The 26,438-nt window shown below is 45.0% G+C and carries 16 protein-coding genes; 7 read left to right on the plus strand and 9 right to left on the minus strand.

The features are described from left to right. The first annotated feature begins 153 nt into the window (after nt 1–153). From Q1B04_RS19345 to Q1B04_RS19355, 3 genes are all read left to right on the plus strand, one after another. On the plus strand, nt 154–720 hold the full coding sequence (locus tag Q1B04_RS19345; protein ID WP_299762369.1) for a recombinase family protein: 567 nt from the start codon (nt 154–156) through the stop codon (nt 718–720). Nucleotides 721–1,340: 620 nt separating this feature from the next. Continuing rightward, nucleotides 1,341–2,057 carry a hypothetical protein gene (locus Q1B04_RS19350; protein ID WP_299762372.1) on the plus strand — a complete coding sequence of 239 codons (717 nt, stop codon included), beginning with the start codon at nt 1,341–1,343 and terminating at the stop codon, nt 2,055–2,057. Between the two features lie 181 nt (nt 2,058–2,238). Beyond that, a complete protein-coding gene (locus tag Q1B04_RS19355; RefSeq protein WP_299762375.1) occupies nt 2,239–2,694 on the plus strand; it encodes a hypothetical protein in 456 nt (151 codons plus the stop codon). Nucleotides 2,695–3,434: 740 nt separating this feature from the next. On the opposite strand, the gene Q1B04_RS19360 is transcribed toward Q1B04_RS19355, so the two are convergent. Genes Q1B04_RS19360 through Q1B04_RS19370 form a run of 3 tightly spaced genes read right to left on the minus strand, consistent with a single transcriptional unit; the run spans nt 3,435 to nt 8,871 of the window. Beyond that, nucleotides 3,435–6,386, minus strand: coding sequence for an AAA family ATPase (locus tag Q1B04_RS19360; RefSeq protein ID WP_299762378.1), 2,952 nt, complete (start codon nt 6,384–6,386; stop codon nt 3,435–3,437). Continuing rightward, complete coding sequence (locus Q1B04_RS19365; RefSeq protein ID WP_299762382.1) at nt 6,383–6,994, minus strand: ABC-three component system middle component 1; 612 nt, start codon at nt 6,992–6,994, stop codon at nt 6,383–6,385. Before Q1B04_RS19365 ends, Q1B04_RS19360 begins: the two co-directional genes overlap by 4 nt. Next, a complete protein-coding gene (locus tag Q1B04_RS19370) occupies nt 6,991–8,871 on the minus strand; it encodes an ABC-three component system protein (RefSeq protein WP_299762385.1) in 1,881 nt (626 codons plus the stop codon). Before Q1B04_RS19370 ends, Q1B04_RS19365 begins: the two co-directional genes overlap by 4 nt. Nucleotides 8,872–9,181: 310 nt before the next feature. Here Q1B04_RS19370 and Q1B04_RS19375 point away from each other — a divergent pair, with 310 nt between their 5' ends. Next, nucleotides 9,182–9,916, plus strand: a complete 735-nt coding sequence (locus Q1B04_RS19375) for a DUF3800 domain-containing protein (RefSeq protein WP_299762388.1) — start codon at nt 9,182–9,184, stop codon at nt 9,914–9,916. Between the two features lie 189 nt (nt 9,917–10,105). Here the strand turns inward: Q1B04_RS19375 and Q1B04_RS19380 are convergent, their stop codons facing one another. The 5 genes from Q1B04_RS19380 to Q1B04_RS19400 form a co-directional block, all read right to left on the minus strand. Continuing rightward, the gene (locus tag Q1B04_RS19380) at nt 10,106–11,068 is read right to left on the minus strand and encodes a hypothetical protein (RefSeq protein ID WP_299762391.1); all 963 of its coding nucleotides are present in this window, start codon (nt 11,066–11,068) and stop codon (nt 10,106–10,108) included. A 584-nt stretch (nt 11,069–11,652) separates the two neighbouring features. Continuing rightward, entirely contained in the window at nt 11,653–11,940 is a 288-nt protein-coding gene (locus Q1B04_RS19385) for a GIY-YIG nuclease family protein (protein WP_299762438.1), read from the minus strand. Between the two features lie 57 nt (nt 11,941–11,997). Then, nucleotides 11,998–12,279: a hypothetical protein gene (locus Q1B04_RS19390; RefSeq protein ID WP_299762441.1), complete on the minus strand. Its 282-nt coding sequence runs from the start codon at nt 12,277–12,279 to the stop codon at nt 11,998–12,000. A gap of 60 nt (nt 12,280–12,339) precedes the next feature. Then, entirely contained in the window at nt 12,340–13,098 is a 759-nt protein-coding gene (locus Q1B04_RS19395; protein WP_299762444.1) for a ParA family protein, read from the minus strand. A gap of 157 nt (nt 13,099–13,255) precedes the next feature. Continuing rightward, entirely contained in the window at nt 13,256–14,323 is a 1,068-nt protein-coding gene (locus Q1B04_RS19400) for a replication initiation protein (protein WP_299762448.1), read from the minus strand. A gap of 1,182 nt (nt 14,324–15,505) precedes the next feature. Between Q1B04_RS19400 and Q1B04_RS19405 the strand changes: the two genes are divergently transcribed. Genes Q1B04_RS19405 through Q1B04_RS19415 form a run of 3 tightly spaced genes read left to right on the plus strand, consistent with a single transcriptional unit; the run spans nt 15,506 to nt 25,982 of the window. Beyond that, nucleotides 15,506–18,856: an RHS repeat domain-containing protein gene (locus Q1B04_RS19405; protein ID WP_299762451.1), complete on the plus strand. Its 3,351-nt coding sequence runs from the start codon at nt 15,506–15,508 to the stop codon at nt 18,854–18,856. Between the two features lie 20 nt (nt 18,857–18,876). After that, nucleotides 18,877–25,269: a LamG-like jellyroll fold domain-containing protein gene (locus Q1B04_RS19410; protein WP_299762454.1), complete on the plus strand. Its 6,393-nt coding sequence runs from the start codon at nt 18,877–18,879 to the stop codon at nt 25,267–25,269. Next, entirely contained in the window at nt 25,266–25,982 is a 717-nt protein-coding gene (locus Q1B04_RS19415) for a hypothetical protein (RefSeq protein ID WP_299762457.1), read from the plus strand. Before Q1B04_RS19410 ends, Q1B04_RS19415 begins: the two co-directional genes overlap by 4 nt. Before the next feature lie 175 nt (nt 25,983–26,157). Here the strand turns inward: Q1B04_RS19415 and Q1B04_RS19420 are convergent. Next, the coding region (locus tag Q1B04_RS19420; protein WP_299762460.1) for a hypothetical protein at nt 26,158–26,438 on the minus strand (281 nt) is incomplete at its 5' end.

The raw sequence follows: 26,438 nt of genomic DNA on the forward strand, positions 1-26,438 counted from the left end.
ATACCCCCGTTTCTCGGGACCCACCCGAGCCCCGTCAAGCCAACTTCGGAAACGGCCCTCCGGAAGAGCTGGGGCCATCGCGCGATTCCCGTTTTGCCGTCTCACTATTCAAAAGTAAAATGGTATATTTGAGACGAGTTAACGGTACAAGTTATGAAGATAGGATACGCCCGTGTCTCCACCCAGGACCAGCGGCTGGAGCTGCAGCTCGACGCCCTCACCCAGCACGGCTGTGAAGCGGTGTTCAAAGAGAAGAGATCCGGAAAGAGCAAGGACCGTCCGGAGCTGGAGAAGATGATCGCCCAGCTCCGGACGGGTGACACGGTGGTGGTGTGGAAGCTCGACCGGCTGGGCAGATCCCTTCGGGATCTGATCGACCTGGTCTCAGAGTTCCAGAAAAAAGGCGTGGACTTCGTGAGCCTGCAGGACGGCATTAACACGGCCACGGCCACCGGCCGCTTCACCTTCAACATCTTCGCCTCCCTGGCCGAGTTCGAGCGCGAGATCATCCGCGAGCGCACCAGCGCCGGGCTTGCCTCCGCGAAAGCTAGGGGCAGGACGGGCGGCAGGCCCGCGGGTTTGTCTAAGGAAGCCATGGAGAAGGCCAGGTCCGCCAAGATACTCCACGCCTCGGGAGAGAAGAGCGTGGGAGAGATCGCCAGGATCCTGGGCATCGGCAGGGCCACCTGCTACCGCTACATCGCACAGGCGGAGGGCTAATTTCGGTTTGATTTTGGTTTGAAATCCGTTGGCCCGTGCCGCGCTGTCCCGGGGCACGGGCAACGCAGAGCAACGGCTGTCTGACCGCCGCCAGCATGCCAAGTGGGACGCTGAAAAGCGGGGGATTTCAGTTTGAAATAGGGTTGATTTCAGTTTGATCAAGCAAAGGGCTTCACCGGGTAGCTGGGATAAGAGCAACGCTCGGCAACAGCCTATTGAGTTTGCAAATATGCCTTTCAAGCCTTAAAGGGGCTGTTACGCAGGTGAAAACTAATCCGTCTGACCTAAGAGCAACGGGGAGCAATCGGAGGCAAGATTTGGGTTAAACTTCAAAATCTGTAGCGGGAAAGCTGCTCTTTTTAGGAGACAGCGCCTGCCAACCTATCTCCGGACTAAACATTTGTCTGTAATGCCTCGCTTCTTGACATCAAGATGCTATGTGAAGTACTTGATATGCTCGAATCTCATAAGTTCCTCCTTTTTCCGGTACTCAAGTGCTAATCAATAGAATGCGTCTTTACCTGGTTATCAGCTCAGTCTACTGCCGTAGCTCCGTTCATCCACTCTGCTCATCCGAGTAATTTAAATTTCATATATTTAAATCATAAAAACTCACTACTATGGCTGTTCTAATATTGATTGCTATTGCTTCTGCTATCTACTTTTATTTAAAACTGCTTTCTAAAGACAGTGATAAGCTATATGTAAGCAACGTATCGCTTCAGCGTCCCAAGGGTCTGGAGTTTATCGAACCTGGACACAACATATTCTTCTGCAAGCCCATTGGTAAGCACGAACTACATGCTTTTACATCAACACGCAGCTCGGATCTAGCAAAGGATGTTTACCTCGGTAAGTGCCCTAATGAACTTGCCTCACGCCTCTTTGAGGCAATAACAAGAGGAGGTGTAGATTATGGTTTTGTTCACGAAATCACCAACACAAATAGACTGCTCATAATCTACCAAAGTAAGGCTAGAACTAACACTAACTTTTGGGGCTTTTTAGAAAAACAAGACTTTGAACATATCGAGTACGACTTTAAAAAAGAATTTAACCTCGAATCCTGCACAGGAGAGGATGGCATAAAGTTCTATAAGCCCGGTATCATTCCTAAGGCACCGGAAAAACTTGAGCAGGAAAGGCAAATGAAGGATTGGTGCACTCGATTAGAAGCATGGTGGGAGCAAAAGAAGGGAGGTGAGACAAGTGAAGAATTCGACGGCTTGCTAGACCAGGGGCTTACTGTTATTCATGCAAGTATCTACAAGAGGATAACGGGTGACAGAGCTATCATACGAAACGGCCAACTACGCGTTGAAGTGGCTAGCAATTAAAGTGCTTCTGCCTTATTTGTCCGAAATTACACCTTGTTTAGATAACAGCCCTATTTAACATCACAGGCGTTATGGGAGAAACTGATCAATGCGCTGGAATCAAGGAGATGACTTCAAGTCTCTTAATAATGCTTCGGATATACAGTATCTTCGTTAGTTGTGCAGCATATAAAAAATCAAAATGAACAAATTACTACTTGTAGGAAATGTATCCGAAACCGAAGTTGAAGAACTTAATAAGCAATTATTAGGCGTAAAGGTTACTACATATCAGCCCAAAGGGTTGTCGCTTACGGAAGCAGTGCAATTAGTCTTTGATAACCTGGACCTTTTGACTTTTAGCCGTGACTTTATTTTGGCAAATGCCTTAAACTATATAATTAGTCAAGTTAGAAGTACTATAGACTATTTTAAATCCAGGAATAAAAAAATTGACAGTATCATTTTGCAAATTCGAATAAAAGAAGGCGAGAAAGAATTTTCTTTGTATGTATCTTCTGATACTGAGAGAGTAGATACAGCAATAAAAATGATTGATGACCAAATAGATGACATTGTTGCCCAGGCAAATCATGGAAACACCATTCGCTTAGCACTTGATAGGAATTCAGTTAATATTGAAATAAACAAAATTTAAAGAAACGACTGCAAACATACAGAAAATTGCTTATACGGCTGGCCTCAGCATTCCCTTCTTATGAACATCTTAACAACTCCTCTTTTCATGGGGCAACAGCAACAGCAACAGCAACAGGTTAACTGTTGCTGTTGCTGTTGCTCTGCTATTGCGGTAGATCCAACTACCCCTGGCGCTGCACTAGATTTACTGTGGTTGCATCGGCTAGGGCTGTAGGTTGCCAGAGCTGGCGAACGGAAGCGTATCAGAAAACGGGGGTATCTTGATACACCCAATCACGGTGGCGGCGGTTTGATTCTGGTTTGAAAAGCGTTTGATTTTCGATTGATTTCGGTTTGAAAACGGTTTGGGCAAGCGGCGGTGCAAGACCATCTTGCCACAGCAGCAACATGAAACAATAACCCTATTGCTTCATGTTGCTGCATTATCATGGCCTGTCTCAAGCCACTCTGCAGATCTTATACTTGGAAAACGGACGTCAACTAAGACGCCGAAAAGCGGTAGTGGCGATTTGGTTCCTGTCTGGTTGTGATTAGCTTTTCGCGTGCCTAGAGGTTGGAATAGGCACGCAACCGAAGGCAACCAGGAGCAATAGATTCTCTAGTATCAAGAAACAAGACTGTTACCCCAAATTGTCTAACGTTTGTAAACAGCTTTATGCAACCCAAAACACATACCTTTATGCTGGTGACATAGTGCTACAACTAGTTTATCTGTAAGACCGGAGCGGCAGCATCATTTTACACATATTCCGCTTTTACACCATTATCATCAGCTCTTAAAGCTAATATTCTAGCATCTACACCATCATTGTTAAGCTTTCTTTTAAAGAAATTAGCTTGTACAGAATCATGCGTACCTAGCAATACCTGAAAATCCAAATCTACAATGTAGTCCCTAAGAAGATCAAACACAGCAGCAGAGTGAACCAAGTCATGGTGTTGTGTTGGGTCATCAAGTAATAAGGCTTTCCATGGAGTCCACTGATACTCTTTAGCCATTGCTAGCATAAAAGTAAGCTGTAAATCTGTTAATTGGGCTTCGCTTGCAATGTCAGCAACGTTTACGTCGATTCCATGCAGTTTAGTACTAGCTCCTGCTAAGGGTTTATTCCTCCTACTGTAGCTATTTAATGCAGTCTCAGCAAATCGAGGATTAACAACAACACGCTTCAGAAGTGAACACCACAAAGGATTAACCGATTTGATGTATTCATGCACTGTATCTAACTCAGATTTAACATTTGAAAAAAGATCGTTCAAGGCTGTTGTTCTTTCTTGAACAAACTGATACCGCTCTTCACTTTTTTTTAACTGCTCTTTTAGTTTCTCAAGATGTACTTCTTCATCTTCCGGCGAAGCTATTTTTTTTATCTCACTATCGTAGGCTTTGTAAGTTTCGGCTGCTTTCCAACGAGATAGCTCTTCTTCTATTTTATTCAAACCTACTTTGGTTTCAAGCAATTTATCCTTTGCTGCAACCAAGAGTTTTTGATCCTCAAGCAAAGCTTGTCTTGCTGGTTCTCCTGGCAATCCCGCATTGATCCATTTATGACGTATTATATTTTGTTGACTATGAAACTGTGCAATAAGTTCTTTTTCAGAAACTATCTGTTTTTTAGTGATTTCGATTTTGGCGTATACATCTTGCTGTTGTGCTTTTAGCTTTTCTTCTGTTTCTTTTAAAGAACGTACTGCTGCCTCTTTATCATTAATTTCATTTTGTATAAGTTCTTTGGTTTTCTCACCAACTCTCCGTTGTATAGTATTTAGATCTTCTACAATATTTGAGACTCTCAAATTGTAGTTATTGAGTTTACTTTGGATTTGCTCAACTCTACGCTCGAATTCCTTTTGTTTTAATGTTAGAGCACTTAGCCGATTTGAAGTTAATTCTTCTCCTAAGGAGTCTTTTTCTTTATACAGGCTCAATAAACTATTGTCAACTTCTATTTTCCTTATCTGATTATTCAATAAGGCATCATTCGGAGTATGATAAGCAGGAAAGTTTGGCAGGATGTTTTCATTTATGAATGCTTTGATCTCCCTTAGATGTTCTTCATGATTTTCTAATTCTTGGCAGATTCTTTCATATATGCCTTTTTCTTCAATATATTTTTTTTTCACATCATCAAGATGCTTAGCCGCTTTTTTGGTTTCAAGAACAGCATTAGATACCAAAGGATTTATAATTTCTAATGCACTAGAAATTCTCTCTTGTAAATCCCCTGGTTCATAATCTGCTCCGCAAACAGGGCAATCTCGCCTATCTTGAGGTATATTAGCAGCAATAGTGCTTACTGCACCCTGTATAGCATCTGAAGCCTCTTTTAATGAATTTAGTCCCTTTTCACTAACATTAAATTTACGCTGGGCTATTGTTAATGACAGTTCAGTATCATCAAGCTTCCCTTTAATGGACAATTTCTGCTCGATAAACCTTGGAACTATTTCCTTGCTTAACTCTTCAACAGCTTTGGAGTCCTCTGACCATTTCTTCCTTAACTCTTCAAGATTAGATAATTGTCCTTTTGCCTTTAAAGCTTTTTCTATTTCTAAATTTAGAAAACTCTGCTTATCTGAAAGAGCTTTTGCTTTTTCTAATTCTTCATTTGAAGATTTTAGGTCATCTTTAACTACTGGTAACTCTTCAGTCAATAATGTTACTTCTTTTTCAATTTGCTCTTTCTCCAGAATATTTGCTTCCTGCTGTGTAAATAGATTTCTTATTTCATTTACAAAATTCAACTCCTCCCTAGCAGTTGAAAGATTGCTTATGTTTTCTTTAAGTTCCTTTATTATTTTTTCTTGAATACTTTTAAGACGCTCTTCTACATCATTCAAATCCTTTATAGCCTCTTCTTTTGTATTTAAGCCTTCAAGGTTTGAGTGATATACATCTGTTAAATTTTCTACCTCTGTAAATTGTATCAACCGATCAGATGACTCTTTTATCTTCTGGATGACAACTGATTGTATTTGACTTAATGTTGCAATTCCTGAGGCTGTGCTATTTATTGAAAGTCGTTCCTCCTTAATTATCAAGTTGTAGTAATCTTGAATTTGAGAGACTATTACTTCGAATGGAACAATTTTTATATCTAAGGCGAGCTGGTTACGCTTATTTAAGATGCTTTCGAAATGGGATAAATTTTGTCTCGCCTGATCAAAGTGTACCTTCACACCATCTATTTCCTTATTAGCAGCTTTAAGTACGCTTATTCTCTTATTAGATACTTGATTCAGTTCCCTCCCGATTGATATTCTATCTAACAAACTACCTGCCGCTTCCATATCTGCTCCTACAAACCAACTTTTGCCTCTTTGCTCCAACAAATGGGTTAGTCTTAGTAGAAAAGGAATAGACTCTGGATTTTGATTCTTGAACAACAACTGGTGATCTCCTCTTAAAACAGGTTCATTTCCCTTCCGATATTCTACTTCACAATATTTACCATTAGTAAAATCTAAGCGAACATCTAAACCTAATTGATTTTCTCTAATCAAGGATAAAGGAGGATTATCTAACCTTTGTATTGCCCCAGTTAAAGCAAATTCAATTGCCTCAAAAACAGTAGTTTTCCCCGTTCCATTTGGAGCTAAAAGTATTGTGGCTCCCTGACCAAGCTCAACCTCAATGTCTTTACCAAACCTTCTAGCGTTACTGATTGAAATTTTTTGTAGATGCCTCATTTTTGTTGGTTGTCTATCGCGAATATTTTTTCAATCAGGTCTCCTCCAGTTAAGTTTGATAGAAAAGCGTCCTTCCATTTAGTCTGTTCATCCGCATCAAACCACGCATATTTAGAGCCAGTATACAAAAAAGCATTATGTAACGGATCTAATTCAATTAACTCTTGACGGGAGTTCTCAAGTTTACTTAAGAAGGATCGTTCCAGTAGTTGTTCAAGTGTTTCATTTGGCCGTAGCACATATTTTCTACAAAATTGTTCAGTTGACTCTATGCGCAGGCAGCTTTCTTGGGTAAGTGGTTCATTGAAGAATAAGAACAAGTATAAATCTGCAGTTTCAGGGTCAAGTAAAGAATCCTGTACCATAGAAGCCCATTTCAGAGCACACTTCAGATCTGTCTTATCTACTAAATTCACAATTAGAAGAGTTTTCCATGTACTAAGGTTTTGCTCATTTGAATCACTCAATCTTTGAATCCTCAGAACATCTTTTCTTAGATTATCAATAGCAAGCTCTTGAAGTTCAGTTGAGAATTTGCTTTCGGTTTCAATCAAGTAGCGATCTTTGATCTCATTTATGATTGTGTACTTTAGTTCTTCTATTTTCATACCACTACTTGATTGATTGCCTCTTCTACTGAGTTATTTCTCTGCTCTAAAAGGTTATTCAAGTATTTTTTTAAAGATTGTAACTCCCCTGCTTGAATTAGCATTTTCAATTTTCTGTTGTTAGTAACAAGTACTTTAGGATATCTTGGGCTTGCTAAAGATTTAGTCTGAACATTGCTACTCATTATGTTCTCTTCATAAATATCATTTGGAGAAGATTCTAGTTTAGAAAGAATTAATATGTCAGAAGATTCTCGGCCAATCAAGTCCATAATGTGCTTATCATCAAGCGGACGTGCTTTTCTTGTTTTACCGGAAGGTCCACTCCACCACCCTAAGCCAATTGTATTGACAGAAAGATGGCTCTTGATTCTTTTCCAATTACTGTTCTCATCACCAAGGCACACTGACACTATCAGTAGTAGAAATAAACCTTCCGCAATCAAACTTGATGTTTTGACCCCAATTCTCAAGCCTCCAAATATTTCTTCACCCTCTGCGTTTGGATGTAAAATTCTCTTGAACAACAAATACTGCTCATTTGGTGTTTTCCCAATTTGACTCTGCCATATCTTCCATTGCGATTCTACAGCATTACGTAGTTCTGTAGGCTCCATCTCATCAAGCTCCTTTTCAACATCTTTGATAACCAGTTCCCACGTCTTAGCTGTCATTTCATCCTTTAGTTCCACTGCAATATTCTCATGCTCTTGGCGAGAATGTAGAGGGAGAACGTCTGAAGTGTAAAACTCTTCAGTATCGTCTGTAATGTTTAAAATGTTAAGGTCATTCTTGCTTACGCCTAAAGTATTACCAACCCTTTGCTTAATTAGACTTTTCCATTCAATTGAGTTTGTACAATGCGTGTTCACCTGTCCTCGTTGATGAATTGCGAGTTGTATCAAACTATCAGACAGTTTGCAATTGTCATTTACCTGAGCAGAAATTTTAAGATTCTTTATTCTTCCATTGCTCCAAAGCATAGGAACGATAATAGAAGATCTTTCAATCATGTCATGCTGTTCAAGGTCATGTGTACCTGATATTTGCCAACTTGAGCCCACTCTGCGGAACTGTGTCCAGCCAGGAACTGTAGGTAGTAGAAAATCTCTTAATTCAAATAATAATCTTCGGGGTTTGATCGCACCAGTATATGTGGTATTTTCATCAGTAAAAGAGGCAATTTGTAACCGAACACTTCTTACTTTATCAGCAGGAAAAATTTCTTTCAAAGTGTCCTCTGCTCTCAATTCAATATCTTCCTCTAATCCAGATAATCTTATAGTAAGAACTTTCAGAGCCTTCAGTATATGATCCCAGTCTACAAAGTCACACCATGACTTTAGCCAATCATAACAATTTTTTACAGATTGTTCTTGGCTAGCTAGCTGCTCTAAACCAGTTGCAGTAGTTACTTCCTTTACTTGCTTACATAAATCTCTCAAATGCCTTATTTCTAAAGCATCTTTTATTTTGATACTGCTCTCTGGCAATTCTATCCAAAACTTCCTTTTAATTGTATTGGTCGAAAGGTTATTTTCCTTTACCCACAGTGCTAAGCTCCTTATCGCTTCATCGAAAGGAGATAAATCTCTTAAGACGCCCGCTCTTTCCCTTTGACTGTAGCAATCTCTTATACATTTATCATTCTTTTTGCTAAAGTCTGTTGTCTGTCTCTTGACTTGAATGTGGATGAATGAATGCTCAGAATCTTGAATAACTAAGTCATCCCACTTCTGAATATCTCCTTGCTCTGCTCCAATACATAGATAATGACTACGTCCTTTAACAAAGGCTACCAGCATTTTTGAAATTTCAAAGACAGCAATAGACTGTTCATATTTTTTAGTCTGATCTAGTCTTAGCTTTTTTAACATAAATATATCTGCTTAGTAATATTGCTGGCTTACACCTTAAAAAAAATTATATTTCATGTGAATGCATTGACAATTTTTTACTGCAAGACACAACACATTTACACCTTCTATCAAATATATAAATAAAACCATACTAGTAATAAGCATTCCTAACCTTTTGATTCTGCATCAACAAAATAGATAATAGGCGTAAAGTTGAGGATAATGAAAGGTTAGGTGTTTGGGCTTCTCTATAAGTAGAACCCTATAAGGCAAACAGAATAGTGATAAACGGAAAACTTTTCGTTCTTTGTGATCAAAGCAAAAAACTGTGAAGTATTATCTTTTCATTGATGAGAGCGGAGACCACGGCTTATCTAGCATTGATCCAAGCTTTCCTATATTTACCCTCTGTGGCATTGTTTTCTCCGAGCGGAACTATGAAACCTTTCGTCTTGCCTTAAATGAGCTTAAAAGAAAGTATTGGAATGATATAAGTACAATATTTCATTCAAGGGATATACGCAAATGCGAGGGGCCTTTTAAAATCTTGTTTGACAAACAGGTGAAGGAGGGCTTTTATACAGAATTTAACCAAATAATAAGGGAACAGGACTACGCTATCATTTCCTCCTCTATTGACAAATTATCATACATCAAGAAGTATGGTCTTCTCTCAGATGACGTGTATGAGATCTCGCTTTCATTTATCATGGAGCGGGCCATCTATTACCTTGAGCAGGTAAATGAAAAGGAAATAGAATTAGAGATTATCCTGGAGAGAAGAGGGAAAAAGGAGGATAAAAAGTTAGGGGAGCACTTCCAAAAGCTGTCCAGCAGAGGCACCTTTTATGTCAGCAAGGCACGCCTGGCCAAGTTCAACGTTAAGATCTCTTTTAAGCACAAGAAAGAAAACATTAACGGTCTGCAGATCGCGGACCTAATCGCCTATCCTGTGGCTAGGTACATCCTGGACCCGTCAAAGCCAAACTCATCCTTTGAGGTGCTGAAGTCTAAATTTTATGGGAAAGAGGGCAAGATGTATGGCTTGAAGAAACACCCGTAAAAACAAAGAGCCAAGTGTTACCTTGGCTCTTTGCCGACCGGGGACACCCCAATCCGAATACTTTTGCAGTTATCCTGCTTTAATCTATAACGCAAAAATGAGACAAAGCGTTTGAATATTCAAACATTTCGTCTCATTTATATTTTGGCTGCCTGGCAATTCTTGTGAACCGAGCAACTTCTATTCCATCTAAAGTCTCTCTAAAGGGGCAAATAAGTCTTCTTCTTTAATGGTCTCAACCTTTTGCTTTCCCTGCTTGCTTGCCGAAACATCATAGTTAAGGTTGATGAAGATGATGTAGTAGACCTTGTTGTTGAATAAAACCCTTTGTGGGAAGGTCTGTTCGTTAGAGGAGGTCGTGATGACGATCTCTATCGGGTCCAGATTGTATACTACCAGGTAACCTGTCGTTTTGTTGTAGTTGTTCGTGTAATCCACAATCTGCTTAAAACCATCAACAACACGGTTCTTTCTATACCCTCGCCCAGAGTCATAAATTTTCACTTCCAGCACAAGGGGGTCAACAGTGTCAAGCTGCCCCACAATGTCCGCGCGTCCAGAGCCGGACTTGGGTGTAGAGAAGGGATAGTCTATTCCTTGGTCAAACAGGAACAGGCGAAGGTCGTCCTCAAATATCTGCTCATAATTTGCTGTCGCCTGGGAGTATTTCTCATTTAAAGTGCCTGCCAAAAACCATTCTGTTCGCTTCTTGTACCTTTCTAGCAGGTAGAGCACAAAACTGGTCTCTTCAATACTGTCATGCATGTAATGGACTATAGGCTCAATTATGTTACCTACGAATTTTGATATACTCTCGTCATATGTTCGGCTAGGGGCCAACTCCTCTACAAGTGCATTAGGAGAGTAACCCTTTTCGGTATAATACAGAAGCACCTGGTAAAGCACAGCGGCTGCGTGCGTGCCATTTTTGAAACTCATGCCGTAAGACAACTTCTCATTTATACGCTCCATTTCTTCATTAGAGAGAGGATAAGCATCTACAGCTTTCTTAAGCAGGAGTGACAACAGGTTTTCCTCCTTGAGCCTTTCAATAAACTGGTTATAATACATGCCGAAGGAGCGGTAATCGGACTTATATAGACGGTTACGCCATTCTTGAAGGTTGCTTCTCAGTCGATGAGTGTGATACATTGATTATCTATTTAAGTAAGTTTCTGAAATTGTTAAGGGTGTTGTTTATATCACGAACAGCTGCATGCACAGAGGCCGTTTGATCTATGAGATCTATGTTCGCTTTGCAGTTATGACAGATAATAGTCTCCTCCAGCTTCATATTAATGAGCCTTACTCCTTCCGCATATTTACATTTGGGGCAGATCACATCAACCCATTGGTTTTCTAGCATCCACATTCTCTATTTAGTTGAATAAGTTAGATGGCACTTCTCATTGTCAATCTCAACATTCACTTCAGAATACTCGGGGTAACGGTGGTGCTCATGTAAAGAGTGCTGTTTGTTTTCTTCAGGTATCATTTTATAAATGCAGTTTATTAAAAAAGAGGGGAAATATATAGTGCCATTTCTATAAATTGAGTATTCCTGTGTCCGAGGGACTTCCTTCTCAACGTCTGACTAGTTCATAAAGCAATCTTCTATTTTACATAATGGTACTTATCGGCTGGTGGGGCTGATTTGCCCAGAGGGGACATAGCGGGCTGCTACTGCTTAGTTTGAGGGTGCTGGTGGTTTGGAGTAATGGATAGCTAGATTCGCTCTACCTCTCTCCTACTGCTTTACCTATCGTGAAAAGCTCCAGCTGGTCGGGCTGGCAGTAGCGGCTGTTGAACTTTGGCTTGAGCATGCGGATGTAGTGCTTCTCCAGCTTGAGCACCTCCTCTTTTTCGGTGTGCTCCTGCAGGTAGATCACCGACCCTGAAGAGCACTTGTCCTTGTGCTTGACGACGCGCCAGAAGATGTTGCTGGTCTCCCCCACGTACACGCAGGTGTCGGCGTCAAAGATCAGGTACAGGAAGTAAGACTGGTTGTCTCTGACATGCCTCATTCTCCTATACTGCTTTAGCACCTCTCCCCTAGTGTACCTGAGAAAATAATTCAGCATTTACTTCTTAATATATTTTTTATCTCTGAAGTAATCCATCAAAATATGCTCAACGAAGTCTGATTTACTCCTATACATTTCATGGAGGGTTCCTTTGTCTATATAATCCTCTAAAATCTCATTTACAAAGAATGTAATTCTTTTTCTGTTAGAGCCCTTTTTAGATTTTACTGAAGTTATTACTGGCTCACTATTTATGCTTCCACTTTGTACCGGCTTCGCTTTACTGCCATGCAACTTGCCTAATACATTCTCGAAGTTCTTATTATCCTTACCTGCCATATCTCATTACTATTATTCAAACTTATTAAAGGTAATAAAATATTAATATTATTAACAGTATTAATTATTAATAATCTCTTGTGCTAACTGCATATAATCTTTAGCGCCATTAGAATCCGGAGCGTAAGTATATATATCTTGGTGCATCACTATGCACTCATGTAAAGCAATGTTAGTCCGTATAAATGTATTTAATACCCTGTCCCCTAACTGCTCCTGAGCCTCTTTAACAATAGTTTTGCCTAGAATAGTCTGAGCGTTTTTAGAATGGTTAGTAAAGAAAAGCCCTCCAAGTTTTAGAGAAGGGTTCAAGTCCTCTTCTACTATGATATCAATTGTTTCAAGCATTTTGTCTAGCCCATTCCATGCAAATGGTTCTGCTGTCATTGGTATATAGACTTTATCTGACGCTATCAATGCATTTACAGTATAAATCCCAAGAGACGGAGGACAATCTATCAATATGTAACTGTATTTGTCTTTTATCTTCTTTAGGAGAGATCGCAACTTCACAGCGCCAGCAACAGAATGTGCGACTTCACTTTCTCTTGATATAAGAGAGTGGCCTGAGTATGCAATATCTACTCCATTTACTTCTCGAATTACATCTGTAATCTTGCAGTTATCAAGAAGTGCATCAGATATATTAAGATCTTCCTTCGGAGATATACCAACAGACATAGTCAGGTTTGCCTGTGCATCTAAATCAACAAGTAAAACCTTTTTACCCATCTCTTTCAAAGCATAACCTAAACTTTGAGTGCTTGTAGTTTTAGCGACACCGCCTTTTGCATTAACAATTGAGAATACTACAGACATTTCAAATAATTAATAAAGTTAACAACGTTAATAAAGTTAATACAATATTAACTTTATACATATTAGCAATACTACTAACTATATTCACAATCAACAAATTGTTAATTTTATTAACTTTATTAATTAAACATAAAGTTAATAAGAGACATAGAATAGCCTATTTTTGCTTCTGAACTTTATTATCTAAATGTTTGGCAAACCATTCGGACTCTGATGTAAAATTTAATGTGCTTCTATTAGTGGAAAACCAGTTATTTGCCTTTGTGATTGTTAAAGGGGACAAATGCTTTAGATATTTTTCTATCTGTTCAGAAGAAAACTTATACTTATCTTTCATTATTCTAATAGCATTGTTAGTGACCTTGGTGTCAGTGCCAGTAACAGGAATAGTAGGGAATAAATTTTGTTGTTCAGCATACGATACCCTTTCTATAGCCCTGTCTGGAGTAATATCGATTGTTTTGACAAGAGAAAACGTAATTGAATCTACATTTCTACCTTTCTTGTTAATTTGGTAACTGAAAGCCATATCTGTGTCTTTCAATTCTTCTTTTGCTGTTTCTAATATTCGCCTTCTAAATTCAGCGAATAGGGGATACTTTACTACTTCTATATTGTCACCATCAGCTTTACCCCGTTTTTTCCTCTCTTCATCATCCAATTCAATATCAAGGCCTAGCATCAGCCTTAATTTTCTATAACTGATAGGAGTAGGTTTATCTTTATATAAGCCCTGCTTGATAAACATATAAATTCTATAAGCCTGGATTGTTTTCAAGCTCAAAAGCTGTTCTAATTCAGCTTGAGTATAATTTCCTTTTAGATCTAAAAGGTATGGAGCAAGATCACTGTTTATTTTAGTGATTATATATTTACTATCTTCTGTGTACCTAACAGTGGGAAAGATAACCATGCTGTCAAAAGTCTTTTGCAACTTGCCGCTTTTGCTTGTTGACTTTTGCTCAACTTTAAACTTGATCTCTTGAAGCTCTGCAGCTAATTTTGAGACCTGCTTATAGTTTTTTCCTCCTTTTGAGGAATGAAGTGCATCAATAGGAATCTTCACATGAGTCAGCTCCTTATCATCCTTATGGATATAACCTAAGGCGTAAATAAAAGCACGTAGCTGGACTGTAGGGATATCAAAATAACTGTTTATAAGGTTATTATGTTGTGTTACAATCTTATTAGGTTGCTTAACTGGAATACTCAAACTGTCATTCATAGTGGAATACTTTAGATGTCTAAATATATGTACTTTCGAGATAGCTTGTACACATATTTAAGAAATTTAAGGGGCTGTGGGATTCTGTACACATAATGGGATTTTGTACATGCATTGATGGGAAAGCGTACATATGAAGGTGGGATTTTGTACATAGGTTAGTGGGAAAGTGTACATATAAAAGTGGGATTCTGTACATGTGTCTGTGGGAAAATGTACACATATTAACTTGCACAAGATTAAAAATCAATTAGTTATGCTTCCCTAATAATTAATAATAATATAATAAAAAAATAAAAAAAAGAGACAAATATTATATTTTATTTATTTTTTATATAATATTTTTTATAAATACTATTAAAACTGCTCCCGATTTATCTCTTACAAAGGAAGACAATATACTTTCAGCCTTTTCAAGAGCGACTTTCACGGATAAATTTAAAAATAATGCCCCGCGAGTGGGATTTTGTACATGTATCAAAAAAATCATATGATTTCCCTGATACACATGCTTGTATTCTATTGATATGTAGAATGTTACAAGGTGTAGTGAAGTAGGTTTTGACCGTTAGAAGGTGTACCAGAATAATCCCTCTTCAGTAATTATTCTGATACAGCTGTAGGAGGTAGAAAGAATGTTCAACAGTAGTAGGAGAGAGGCATTAAACTTAATACATTTTCTGTTTATCATAATGCTTGTTATTTGAATATATTAACGGACTTGTGTACTCTTGAAGCAAAAGAACATACAAGTCAAATGTTACCTATATCTCGAAACTCGTTGAAGTTTGTACAGCAACTCAGCTGCATATGCAGCACTACTTGTAGGAAGACAAGTAAATATGCTTTTATGTATGGTTACCATACATAGCAAATGTTCCTTGTCAGTGAATGGTGGTAGATGATAGTTTTGAACATCATGTCTACAGCATGTTCTGAACCCAAGCATAAAACGAACTTATATGGAAATTGTTGCACCGTCACAGCCACACCAGGCCGAATCCCTCTCTTATCTGGTCTACATTGCTCAATATTACCTGCTAAATATCAAGCAGTTGCTACGGAGGATTATCTAGATCCTTCGCTCAACATTACCAAACAAATAAAAGATAGGTAGCCAGTAACTGTTTTGATGGGCAGGGGGTGCCTTACTATGCCGTTCACAAACCATTGTATAGTCTCATGGGAAAACCTGTACTAACCAAATTCCTTTTTACGCTTACACTTCTTATTTGCTGGCAGTCAGCGATTGCGAAAAGACCTAATGAACCGGAAATAGGCAATTATACCAAAACCACAGACGTGCTGCCCCCTTCGCCTAACGCAGCTGCCTTGGGTAAGTACGGGGGGCTAGCGCCTAACCTATCCACTGGTACCATTAACCACACGGTCCCGCTCCATGAACTGGTATCCTCTTCCCTGAAGCTCCCTATTTCGCTGAATTATAACAGCAACGGGTTGCGCGTAGACGAGATTTCCTCAAGAGTAGGAACAGGCTGGACTCTGAATGCTGGCGGGGTGGTCACACGCACTGTCTATGGCGCAGTGGATGAATGGGCACAAAGAATCGCCCCCCCTGCAGACCTAGCAGCTTCTGAGGCAGACCTTTTGAGATTTTTACAGGATGTGACCATATCAAATAACCGAGGACCTTATGATGCTGAGCCAGACGTATTCTCATTTAACTTCAACGGGCATGCGGGCAGATTCATCCTGGACGACGCGCAGATGCCTATCCTTCTAGAGCACTCTAGCCTGAAGATAGAAAAGACTATGGGGGTAGACGCGAATTCGCGTACCATTATCTCCGGGTTTACGATCACCACGGCTGAGGGCGTGAAGTATGTTTTCGGTGGAGCTACAGCTACCGAGACAACTGTAACTTCTCAGCTTGGCCCGGTATGCGGCAAAAACTACGACTACCCGGTCACAACCGCATGGTACCTGAAGGAGATATTGCACCCGAACAACGATTTTATAAGCTTTTCATACTCACCTGTTAACATCAGGTACTACACTGGCATGTCACAGATACAGTACTCAGACCCCCAATACCAACCCATTGTGGATGAATGTGTAACATGCCCCCCAAAGGGAAATGCCCCGCCCTGCTTTTCACAGGTGGAGGCTAAGGCGGTTGTATTGAGTGAGATCAACAGCGGCAACGGAACTAAGGTTATGTTTAGTTACAGGGACAGGCTTGACACAGACGACAGGCTGGTCAGCGGCATAACGGTTATCAAACCGGATGGCTCTGCCTTTAAAAGGTTTGAGTTAAACTACACTGACACGCGGGCGACAGGCTTCTTGAACAACTATGTCCCCTTAGACCAAAGGGAGCGCGTGCGCTACAGGCATTTTCTCGCCAGCGTGCGGGAGTGTCCTGGAGAGGGGGCCTGCACAGACGTGGGGAAAACGCACAGCTTTGCCTACAACGGCCTAAACAACCTGCCGCCCAGGCTCTCGTTTGCACAGGACCACTACGGCTTCTTCAACGGGAAGCCGAACACAAGCCTTATTCCTGCCCCCTTAAACCCGGTTTGGAAGATGGCCCTTCCCAATGCCGCTGCCAACAGGGAACCGAATGCGGCTTTCTCCCAAAAAGGCTTATTGAGCGAAATAACCTATCCCACCGGCGGTAGGGACAGTATCATCTATGAGGGGAATGAAGCTTACACCTACGTCGAGCAAATGCCAGATGAAACCGGAATCTACATAGATACGACGGGAGCAGGTATGAAGACGTCTGTGACTGCTTCTAGGACATTCACAGTTCCCTTCGACCAAGTGGTTCATTACGCATTGCAGTACGACACTCTTCCAGATACAGGGTGGCAGTATGACAGCCACCACCATATTGCCCAATTTGCCATTAGGGATGTAACGGTTTCTACTACCACGGCCCCCTTCAAAACCCGGCTCCTGACACTAGAGAATCGTTTATGGCAAGATACAGTCAAGCTCAAAGAGGGGCATACATACCAGTTCTCCATCACGCCAACGGGCGAGTCTGTAAGAGCGTCTGTCTTATCTTCGTTTATGGAAAGTGAGTCTACTTATGCCTTGATGAACAAGGCCATGGGCGGGGTCCGCGTGGCGCAAGTCTCCACCAGTGACGGGAGCACCGGGAAGACAACCCTGCGCAAGTTCCACTACAGCGCGTCCGGTTCTACGGGGCAATCCTCGGGAGTGGCGGGCGTCGAGGCCAAAGGGCAGGAGAACGGGAAGGCTGGCATTGAGGCGGAATACAGGGACACGCACATCACTCAGAACACGTGTACGAACTCCTCTAATAATACAGGGGGCTGCATGTGGAGGCAGTGCGTGTACAAAACGCTTTCCTCAAACTCGGTCAACAATATTTATGCCTTCGCCTCCTCATCCGTGTATTATAAAACGGTTGTGGAGAGCCTGGGAGAGGATTTTGAGGGTGGTGGAATCGAGCACCGGTTCGAAATAACACCAGATGAGCTCGGGGAGAAACTGGTCGGTGTTGTGAGAATAAGCGGCGCGCCTCACACAAGCATGTCGTGGAAAAACGGCAGGGAGTACTATAAGAAGGTTTTCAGGAAGGAAGGAGAGGCGATCGTACCTGTTCAGGAAGTTTTTACCACCTACAAGGATGACGAGAGAGTCAGCGGCGAAGTGAAGGCCTATGTGGTGCGTCAGGGGTTTTCCCCGGTCGACTGCCATATCATGAGATCCTCTGACTACGATATGGTAAGCTACTCCCACCTCATCAGATGGAGCTATGTGGAGAGCGTGCGGACCCTTGACTACGGCACGGACGGGCAAGGCTACACAGAAGAGACGATGCTGACGCAGTACGGGAATGTGGTACACGCCCAGCCGACAAGCCTCTCCACACTGACCAGCGGTGGGGAGGAGAGAGTAGTCCAGCTTTTTTACCCGCAGGACCTTGTCCTGAGCGAGCAGGGCGCAGAGGCGGCCAGGCAGCGGCTGATCACTGATCATGTGCTGGCGGTGCCGCTTGAACAACGGGTCAGCCAGGGCGGAAAACAAACGCTCCGGGTGAGGACAGACTATAAAGCTTTTGGAAACCTGGTGCTGCCCGAGAGCCAGCACGTGCAGTCAGGTAATGGTCCCATGGAGAAGCGGGTGGAGTTCTCTGCCTACAACGCCAAAGGCAAGCTTACTGAGCAGGCGAAAACAGATGATGAGAAGACCAGTTACCTGTGGGGCTATGGCTATGCCTACCCGGTCGCAGAGATACGGAATGCTACCTATGATGAAGTTAAGGCAGCGCTAGGCGGTGACGCTGCTGTCGAAGCCCTTGCCGGCAGCGCCACGCTCTCCCAGAGCCAGCTGAACCTGCTCAACGGGTTGAGGGAACAGCTCCCTGAAGCCATGGTGACTATATATACTTACGACCCTCTGGCAGGACTAACCTCCTCGACAGATCCCAACGGCCGCACGACCTACTATAGCTATGATACCCTTGGCCGCCTTAAAACGGTGAAGGACCATAACGATAACGTGCGGAAAAGCTACGAATACAACTACAGGAAATAATCACGCTACCACCTGAAAACATGACGAATTTATACGCTTATGGGCTGTGCAAGCAGCCCTTGCTAGCCCTGCTGCTTTGCCTTCTTCTGTCTTTTACGGCACTTGCCCAGGGGGAGAAGGGGGAGAGCGGGAACCAGGAAGGAACACAGACCCAGGGAGGTGTGACCACCAACGCTCTCCTACTCCCTCCCCCCGGAGGAGATGACCCGACCTGTACGAGTATCTCCCTGCGGCTTTACAGCCAGGACTGCTCCAAAGCCGTGCTTCAGGCCTATCCCCCTCCCGGCTGCTCCTTCAACTACACTCTAAACGGTCCACAGACCCAGAGCGCCTCGGGGGAGGTCGTTTACTTCACTGTTACGCTGAATGGCTCTTACTACTTAACGGCCAGGACAATCTCCGGTACGCTCACGAGTAATACGGTTACGGTCTCCAAAATCAAACCCATAGCTTACTCCATGACTGGCGGGGGCAGCTTCTGCTCGGGTGGCAGCGCGGCCGTTGGCTTATCTGATAGCCAGACGGGGGTGAGCTACCAGCTGCGCCGCGACGGGGTGAGCGTTGGTTCCCCCGTTTCGGGTACGGGCTCAGCACTAAGCTTCGGCAACCAGACCGTGGGCGGAAACTATACGGTGGTGGGCACGAACTCCTCCGGCTGCGCCACTACCATGAGCGGCAGCGCGATGGTTACTGTAAATGCCCTGCCCTCTGCGGCTATCTCCGCCGCCGGATCCACTACCTTCTGCAGCGGTGGCAGCGTGAGGCTTGATGGGGTATATGTCAGCGGTAACACCTATCAGTGGTACAAGAACGGAGTTGCTATCTATGGCGCAACTTCTGCAAGTTTTACCGCCAGAGAGAGCGCCTCTTATTCCTACAGGGTCACCACGCCGAGCGGCTGCTCGTCCACCTCGTCTGCCGTTGGCGTGACGGTAAACCCTGCTCCCGTGGCCTCAGTGACCGCCTCCGGGTCCACCACCTTCTGCAGTAGTGGCAGCGTGACGCTTAACGGCACCGCGGGCAGCGGTTATACCTACCAATGGTACAAGAACGGGGTAGCCGTATCCGGAGCCACCGCATCGAGCCACATAGCACGAGAGAGTGGCTCATACACGCTTACCACCACATTGGGCAGCTGTACGGCTTCCTCTGCGGCGGTGAGCGTGACGGTCAACCCTACTCCGGCAACGCCAACCGTACCCTCCTCCTCCCGCATCGGGGCGGGCACGGTGACGCTGAGCGTTTCCTCCCCTGTATCGGGTTATACTTACAGTTGGTACAGCGCCGCCTCCGGGGGCACGGCTTTCCACTCAGGTAATATTTATTCCCCCAGCCTGTCCTCCACCAAAACCTACTATGTCTCCGCCAGGAGCAGCCAGGGCTGCGAAAGCGGGCGTAGGGCAGTGACGGCGACAATATACCCTTCACCTGTGATAGCCGTGTCAAGCGGCATTACGGAGCTGGTACCTGGGGCGAGCGTGACGCTCTCCCTGACCTATGCCTACACCACTTACCAATGGCTCAAGGACGGGGTGGCTATCGTGGGGGCAACGGGACAATCACTGGTCGTAAAGGAGCCAGGTACCTATACTGCGCTGGTGACCAGGAGCGGAGCGGTAAACACGGCTACCTCCCCGGGGAAGGCCGTAAGACTGGCGCGTGACGCGCAGAATATGAACTATGTAGTGGAGAACACGGTGCTAAAGCCGGGAGTACAGAGCGCGGAAGCGGCGGATCGCCTACCAGTGGGGGAGATGATGCAGCGTATCACCTACTTTGACGGCCTAGGGCGAGAGCTACAGACGGTGCAGACGCAGGCCAGCCCGGATGGGAACGACATCGTGTCACCGGTGAGCTACGACGCCTACGGCCGGGTGGAGAAGACATACCTACCTTATGTAGCAGGACAGGGAGGGGCTTATAGACCCGACGCCCTGGAGGGGAATAAAGAGTTGGAAAGCTTTTACAGCCCCGCAAACCCAATGACGACGTTGAACCAAATGGTCGCCAAGACCGCCGCTCCGTGGGCGGTGCCGGTGTACGAGGCTTCCCCGCTGAGCCGGGTGCTCAAGCAGGGCGCCCCAGGCGAGGCATGGCAGCCGGACAATGTACCGGCAGAGACCAGCTCAGATCATACCCTCAAGTCCATCGCACGCACGAACACTGCGGGGGAGACGCGCCTGTGGCAGGTGACAAGCACCGGCTCCTATGAAACGTCAGTGTACGACAATCCAATCGGGAACGCTGTACTTTTTAACGGGACCAGTAGTTACGTGCAGATAGGAAATAAGCTACCCCTGAAAGTGACAACGGATGCGATGACCATCGAAGCGTGGGTTTACCCTACGGGCCCGGGTAGCCGAAGTGTGGACGGGGGCGTAATTGTAAACAAGGAGGGGGAGTACCAACTATCCCGCTTTCAGGACGGCTCCATTGGCTGGGCATTTGCCAACACCTCCCCGGGGTGGGTAGCTACCAAGACGCCGGTGATAGCGCCTCTCAATACGTGGTCACACGTTGCCGTAATTTACGATGGGCAAAAGGTGACTACCTACCTCAACGGTGCGTTTGCCCACGAGGCCCCTGCTTCGGGGATTATCAAGGATGCCCTTACCACAAGGCATGATGTACGCATCGGCGGACGGCAGGCCACCTCACAGTTCTTCAAGGGGGCCATTGACGAGGTGCGCGTGTGGAAGAGCGCCAGGACGGTAGACGAGATCAAAAGTAACATGCAGCGCGTCCTGTTGGGGCAGCCTAGCGACCTTGTCGGCTACTGGCGCATGTCGGAAGGTGAGGGCACAACGGTGGAGGACGCTTCTGGGCAGGGCAATGTGGGTTGGCTCGTGAACGCCACCTGGCGCCTGCAGGGATTCTATGCCCCGGGCACGTTGTACGTTACTGAATCAAGGGACGAGCATAATGCCCTCACGGTGGAGTATAAGGACCTGCAGGGCCGCGTGGTGGCAAAGAAGGTGCAGGAGGCTGATAATATCTTTGACACTGAGACTGAGACAGGCTTTATGGTCACGCAGTACGTCTACGATGACTTAGGCAACCTCCGCCTGGTGATACAGCCCGAAGGCTCTCGCCAATTGCCTACCCCGGATGCTACCACAGGTAAAATCACGCTGTCTACAGCTCTCTCACCAGGGAAAGAGTTTCTTGCCAACTGGTGCTTCCGCTACGAGTACGATAGCAGGAAGAGAATGACCAGAAAGCAGGTGCCGAGCGCCGGTGAGGTACAGATGGCATACAACAAGCTGGACCTGCCGGTGCTCACACAGGATGCCGTGCAGCGGCAGCGGGACGAGTGGTCCTTCACCAAGTATGATGCGCTGGGCCGACCTGTGATGACGGGCACGGTGACTCTTGCGGATAAGGACCTTGCCACGGTGCAAGCCGAGCTCGACCTGGAGACGGTGCACCATGAGGAGGATAACCTCTCCGACGCGGAGGTAGGTTACACCTTGGACAATACCTATCCTAAGAACATTAGCCCTGCGGACCTCTTGACGGTCACCTACTACGACAAGTATGAATACCTTCCTATTAAGGACGAGGACGACACATACGTCTTCAAGGGTGATCCTAATAAAAAGGCTTCTTCGGTGCGCGGGCAGGTGACAGGCACGAGCACAAGGCGCTTGGAGGGGCTAACTCCGGGCACCTGGCTTACCGCAGTCAGTTACTATGATAAGGAGTACCGCCCGCTCGAGAGCGTGTCCGATAGTCATCTGGGCGGCATCGACCGCCTGGCCACCACCTACAAAGCTGACTTGTCGGGGCTGGTGGAACAGACGCTGCTCACCCACCGGGAGGGGGGCGCGGACGCCCGTACGGTAAAAGTCTCCTACACCTACGACCACATGGGCAGGCTTGAGACCACCAGTCAGAGCACCGACGGCAAGGACGCTGTGATACTGTCCAGCACCACGTACAACGAGCTGGGGCAGCTAATCGACAAGCGCCTGCACTCCAAGGACTACAACAAGGATACCGGGCATGGCTCCTTCCTGCAGTCGGTAGACTACCGCTACAACGTGCGCGGCTGGCTCACCTCGATCAACAACGCCTCGCTCTCGGCGAATGAGAAGAACGACGACGGCGACGATGTGTTCGGCATGGAGCTCACCTATGACCGTCCCACAACGCTCAGCTACAAAAACGGAGAGAACGGTATCAGCCTTGCCCAAGGCTTCTACAACGGCAACATCTCCGAGATGGTGTGGAGGAGCTCTTTGGATGACGCGCAGCGAGCCTACAGCTACGTCTACGACCGCGCCAGCCGCCTGACCGACGCCAACTATTACACCCAGGGCACGGAGGGGGACGACTACAGGATGTGGGGCGTGGGCTACGACGCCAACGGCAACATCCTGTCAATGAATCGGGCTGGGCTTGTTTCTGAGGTGAACGGCGCGAAAACTTTTGATCAGATAGACGCGCTCAGCTACCATTATAAGTCTGAAAGGGGAAACTTACTGCTGGGCGTGGATGACACGAAAATAACCCCATCGAAGTACGACTTTGAGGACAAGAACGGGAACAAGTACATTGCCCTCGCGCCGGAGTATGGTTACGATGCCAACGGCAATCTGACCAGCGACGACAACAAGGACATCACAAAAATTGAGTACAACCGCCTGAACCTGCCCTCCCGCATCGAGTTCGACAATGGAGCCAACTGGATTGAGTACACTTACACGGCCACTGGGGAGAAGCTGCAGAAGCGGGTATCGGAAAATGGTGTGCTCACAACTACTGACTATGGGGCTGGCTTTGTCTATGAGCAGGGGCAACCGGTGTTTGCGCATACGGCAGAGGGGCGTACACTCTACATGCCGGAGACTAACCAGGTGTGGCGCTACGAGTACCACATCAAGGACCACTTGGGCAACCTGCGCGTGAGCGTTGCCGAGCCGGTCACCAGCACCAACGAGCTGACGATGGAGCCGATGATGGCCTCTACCGAGGAAGCCGAGTTTGAGCGGGTGGAGGAGACGCGCCACCTGGACAGAATGCGTTCCCGCACGGGCAGTCACGCTGCCCTTTTATCGGCTGGGCGCGGCAAGCCAATGGGGCCAGCCAAGCGGGTGGAACTACGCCAAGGCGATACGCTGAAGGTAAAAGCCTTCGGCATGTATGAGACGGAGAAGAAGCAGGACCTAGTGTTCAGCCTGGCCTCCTGGCTAGCCTCCAGCGTCATGGTCACCACAGGTAATATGGCCACAGGCGAGCAGGCTGGCGGTGGCAAGAAGGGCAGGGTGCTGCCGTACTTGGGAGCTGGGCTAGCGCTGGCCCCGCAGGTGCTGCAGAAGGAAAAGCGTTCACCGAAGGCCTACCTTCGCTATATTGTCTACGACAGCGATTCTAACTACGTGGATAACGGCTATCAGGCCCTCTCCGGTAAGGCCAACAAAGGCTGGGAGGAGCTGGAACTGAAATATGCGGTAGAGCAGGATGGTTTTGCCGAAGTCTACCTAGCGAACGAGAGTACGGAGGAGGCTTGGTTTGATGACATGTCGGTGACCGTGGCCCAGGATATGCTCGTGCAGGAGAACCACTACGATCCTTGGGGTCTCAACCTAGCCGGCATCGAAAGGCAGGGCACGCCGGACCACAAGTTCCAGTACAACGGAAAGGAGAAGCAGACGGAGCTGGGATTAAACTGGATGGACTACGGGGCCAGGATGTACGATGCCCAACTGGGTAGGTGGCATGTGGTGGACCCGCTGGCAGATCACCCTAAACAAGTCGGAACATCCCCGTTCGCATACTCTGCAAATAATCCGATAAGATATATTGACCCAACAGGAATGATTTGGGAAGACCCCAAACAAGCGGAAAGACTAAATAAATCTATTAATAACAGGATAGAAAGCATAGGGAAGAATAGTGCGAAAATTCAGGAGAAAATAGATAAAGGAGGTTTAAGTGATAAGAAGTTAGCGAAGCTTGAAGGTAAACTTGCGGAGAACAGCCAGAAAGTTGAATTGTTAAATCAATCCCTTTCAGATGTTGAAGCGATTGGGAATGCTGCCGAAACCTATAAACTTACAGGTCCAAGTGCGAGTGATGGAACTCACGGAGTTGTTAAAGGAGCTGATGGTGTTATTAAAATTGAAGGTAGCAATACAGGTCTTCATATACACGAAATACGCCATGTAGGGCAGTCTATTGAAGCAGGGGGAGTGAAGTTTAATAAAGATGGCAAATTATTAAATGCAGCTACTACTTTAGAGGGAGCAAGGAATAATGAAGTAAATGCTTATCAAACACAATACTCTTATGATGGCTCATATCCTGCTGGTGCCAGTTCATTAAGGAACATTAATAGTACGACATTAATGAACATAAAAACCAAAGACGGTAAAACTGTTTACGAAGTTCTAAAAGATAAAAAGAAATGAGAAAGCTGTTATTTACGTTGATAGCATCATTCCAATTAATTGGCTGCATCTCAACAAAAGACCAAAAATCCGCCCCTAACGGTGTGTCTGGGATATATATGCGGGACGAAAGTTCAGAAAAATTAGAAATTAAATCAGATGGAACTTACACATTATGGAATGCTGAAGTTTTGTTTACCCCAGTAGTAGAGCAATGCGATTATGCTTCAAAAGGGAGATGGTCTGTTGTCGAAGATAATGTGATAGAAATTACAAGTGAAGATTATTATACAAAGCAAAAGGGCTTAGAATATGAAATTAAAAAAGATAATAAGTTTTCTCAAGACAGTTTGTATATCAAAGTAGTGTTTCCTACTGATTTTCACCCTGTAAAACTGGGTTTTACGTTTAATCACAATAACAGTAAATCCATTAGTACAAATACGACATATATTGTATTGCCTAAATCAAAATATTTATGGAACAGAAAAACAAGTACAAACCAAATCAGTTTCAATTTGAATGCTGATGTATCGGGAACAACACTCTATAACAGTAGGATATTGTTTAAGGTTTTCGAAATAGATATTGATACTGAAAAATACAACTATCTTACTGTTACTTTGCCCAATTTTGACAGATGCTTTTTTGAGTTTGAACCTTACAATCAAGAGTTAATTTATATAAAAGATAAGAATCAGATATTGTGGCAGGGGGAAGTTTGGAAAAAGTAAGATAAAAAAAGAAAAAGCCCGCTCCTGTAAAGGAGCGGGCTTTTTCTTTTTCAATTGATGCTGTATTTTGACCTCGTTACGGGAAATGGGTCCGAAAAGGCACTAGCTTATCCCTAGAGCAGAAGCCACTACCGTTTGATAAGCCTAAGCAGGAAAAGCGGAGTTCGAGCGCTGCTCACGGCTGCTCTCTCTGTGCTGCAAGTCCTGTTCCGACAAGCTGCACAGCACTTACAGCCCAGCCGCATCCCGTGTTATTGCTCGCCTGCGGGTCAGTCGCCGCACAGCCAGCCGCCCTCGTGCCTCGGGCTCCTCCCGGCTGGCTATGGCTTCCGCTCGCAGCGGCTTCGTGCCCGAACTCGTGGCTGTTACTTGTATCAGAATACCCCCGTTTCTCGGGACCCACCCGAGCCCCGTCAAGCCAACTTCGGAAACGGCCCTCCGGAAGAGCTGGGGCCA

Origin of the sequence: uncultured Pontibacter sp. (assembly GCF_947495565.1) — a bacterium.
Lineage (GTDB): Bacteria > Bacteroidota > Bacteroidia > Cytophagales > Hymenobacteraceae > Pontibacter.

Coding starts and splice junctions, on each gene's coding strand:
- Q1B04_RS19345 (WP_299762369.1), top strand. CDS start 154: ATGAAGATAGGATACGCCCGTGTCTCCACCCAGGACCAGCGGCTGGAG.
- Q1B04_RS19350 (WP_299762372.1), top strand. CDS start 1,341: ATGGCTGTTCTAATATTGATTGCTATTGCTTCTGCTATCTACTTTTAT.
- Q1B04_RS19355 (WP_299762375.1), top strand. CDS start 2,239: ATGAACAAATTACTACTTGTAGGAAATGTATCCGAAACCGAAGTTGAA.
- Q1B04_RS19360 (WP_299762378.1), bottom strand. CDS start 6,386: ATGAGGCATCTACAAAAAATTTCAATCAGTAACGCTAGAAGGTTTGGT.
- Q1B04_RS19365 (WP_299762382.1), bottom strand. CDS start 6,994: ATGAAAATAGAAGAACTAAAGTACACAATCATAAATGAGATCAAAGAT.
- Q1B04_RS19370 (WP_299762385.1), bottom strand. CDS start 8,871: ATGTTAAAAAAGCTAAGACTAGATCAGACTAAAAAATATGAACAGTCT.
- Q1B04_RS19380 (WP_299762391.1), bottom strand. CDS start 11,068: ATGTATCACACTCATCGACTGAGAAGCAACCTTCAAGAATGGCGTAAC.
- Q1B04_RS19385 (WP_299762438.1), bottom strand. CDS start 11,940: ATGAGGCATGTCAGAGACAACCAGTCTTACTTCCTGTACCTGATCTTT.
- Q1B04_RS19390 (WP_299762441.1), bottom strand. CDS start 12,279: ATGGCAGGTAAGGATAATAAGAACTTCGAGAATGTATTAGGCAAGTTG.
- Q1B04_RS19395 (WP_299762444.1), bottom strand. CDS start 13,098: ATGTCTGTAGTATTCTCAATTGTTAATGCAAAAGGCGGTGTCGCTAAA.
- Q1B04_RS19400 (WP_299762448.1), bottom strand. CDS start 14,323: ATGAATGACAGTTTGAGTATTCCAGTTAAGCAACCTAATAAGATTGTA.
- Q1B04_RS19405 (WP_299762451.1), top strand. CDS start 15,506: ATGGGAAAACCTGTACTAACCAAATTCCTTTTTACGCTTACACTTCTT.
- Q1B04_RS19410 (WP_299762454.1), top strand. CDS start 18,877: ATGACGAATTTATACGCTTATGGGCTGTGCAAGCAGCCCTTGCTAGCC.
- Q1B04_RS19415 (WP_299762457.1), top strand. CDS start 25,266: ATGAGAAAGCTGTTATTTACGTTGATAGCATCATTCCAATTAATTGGC.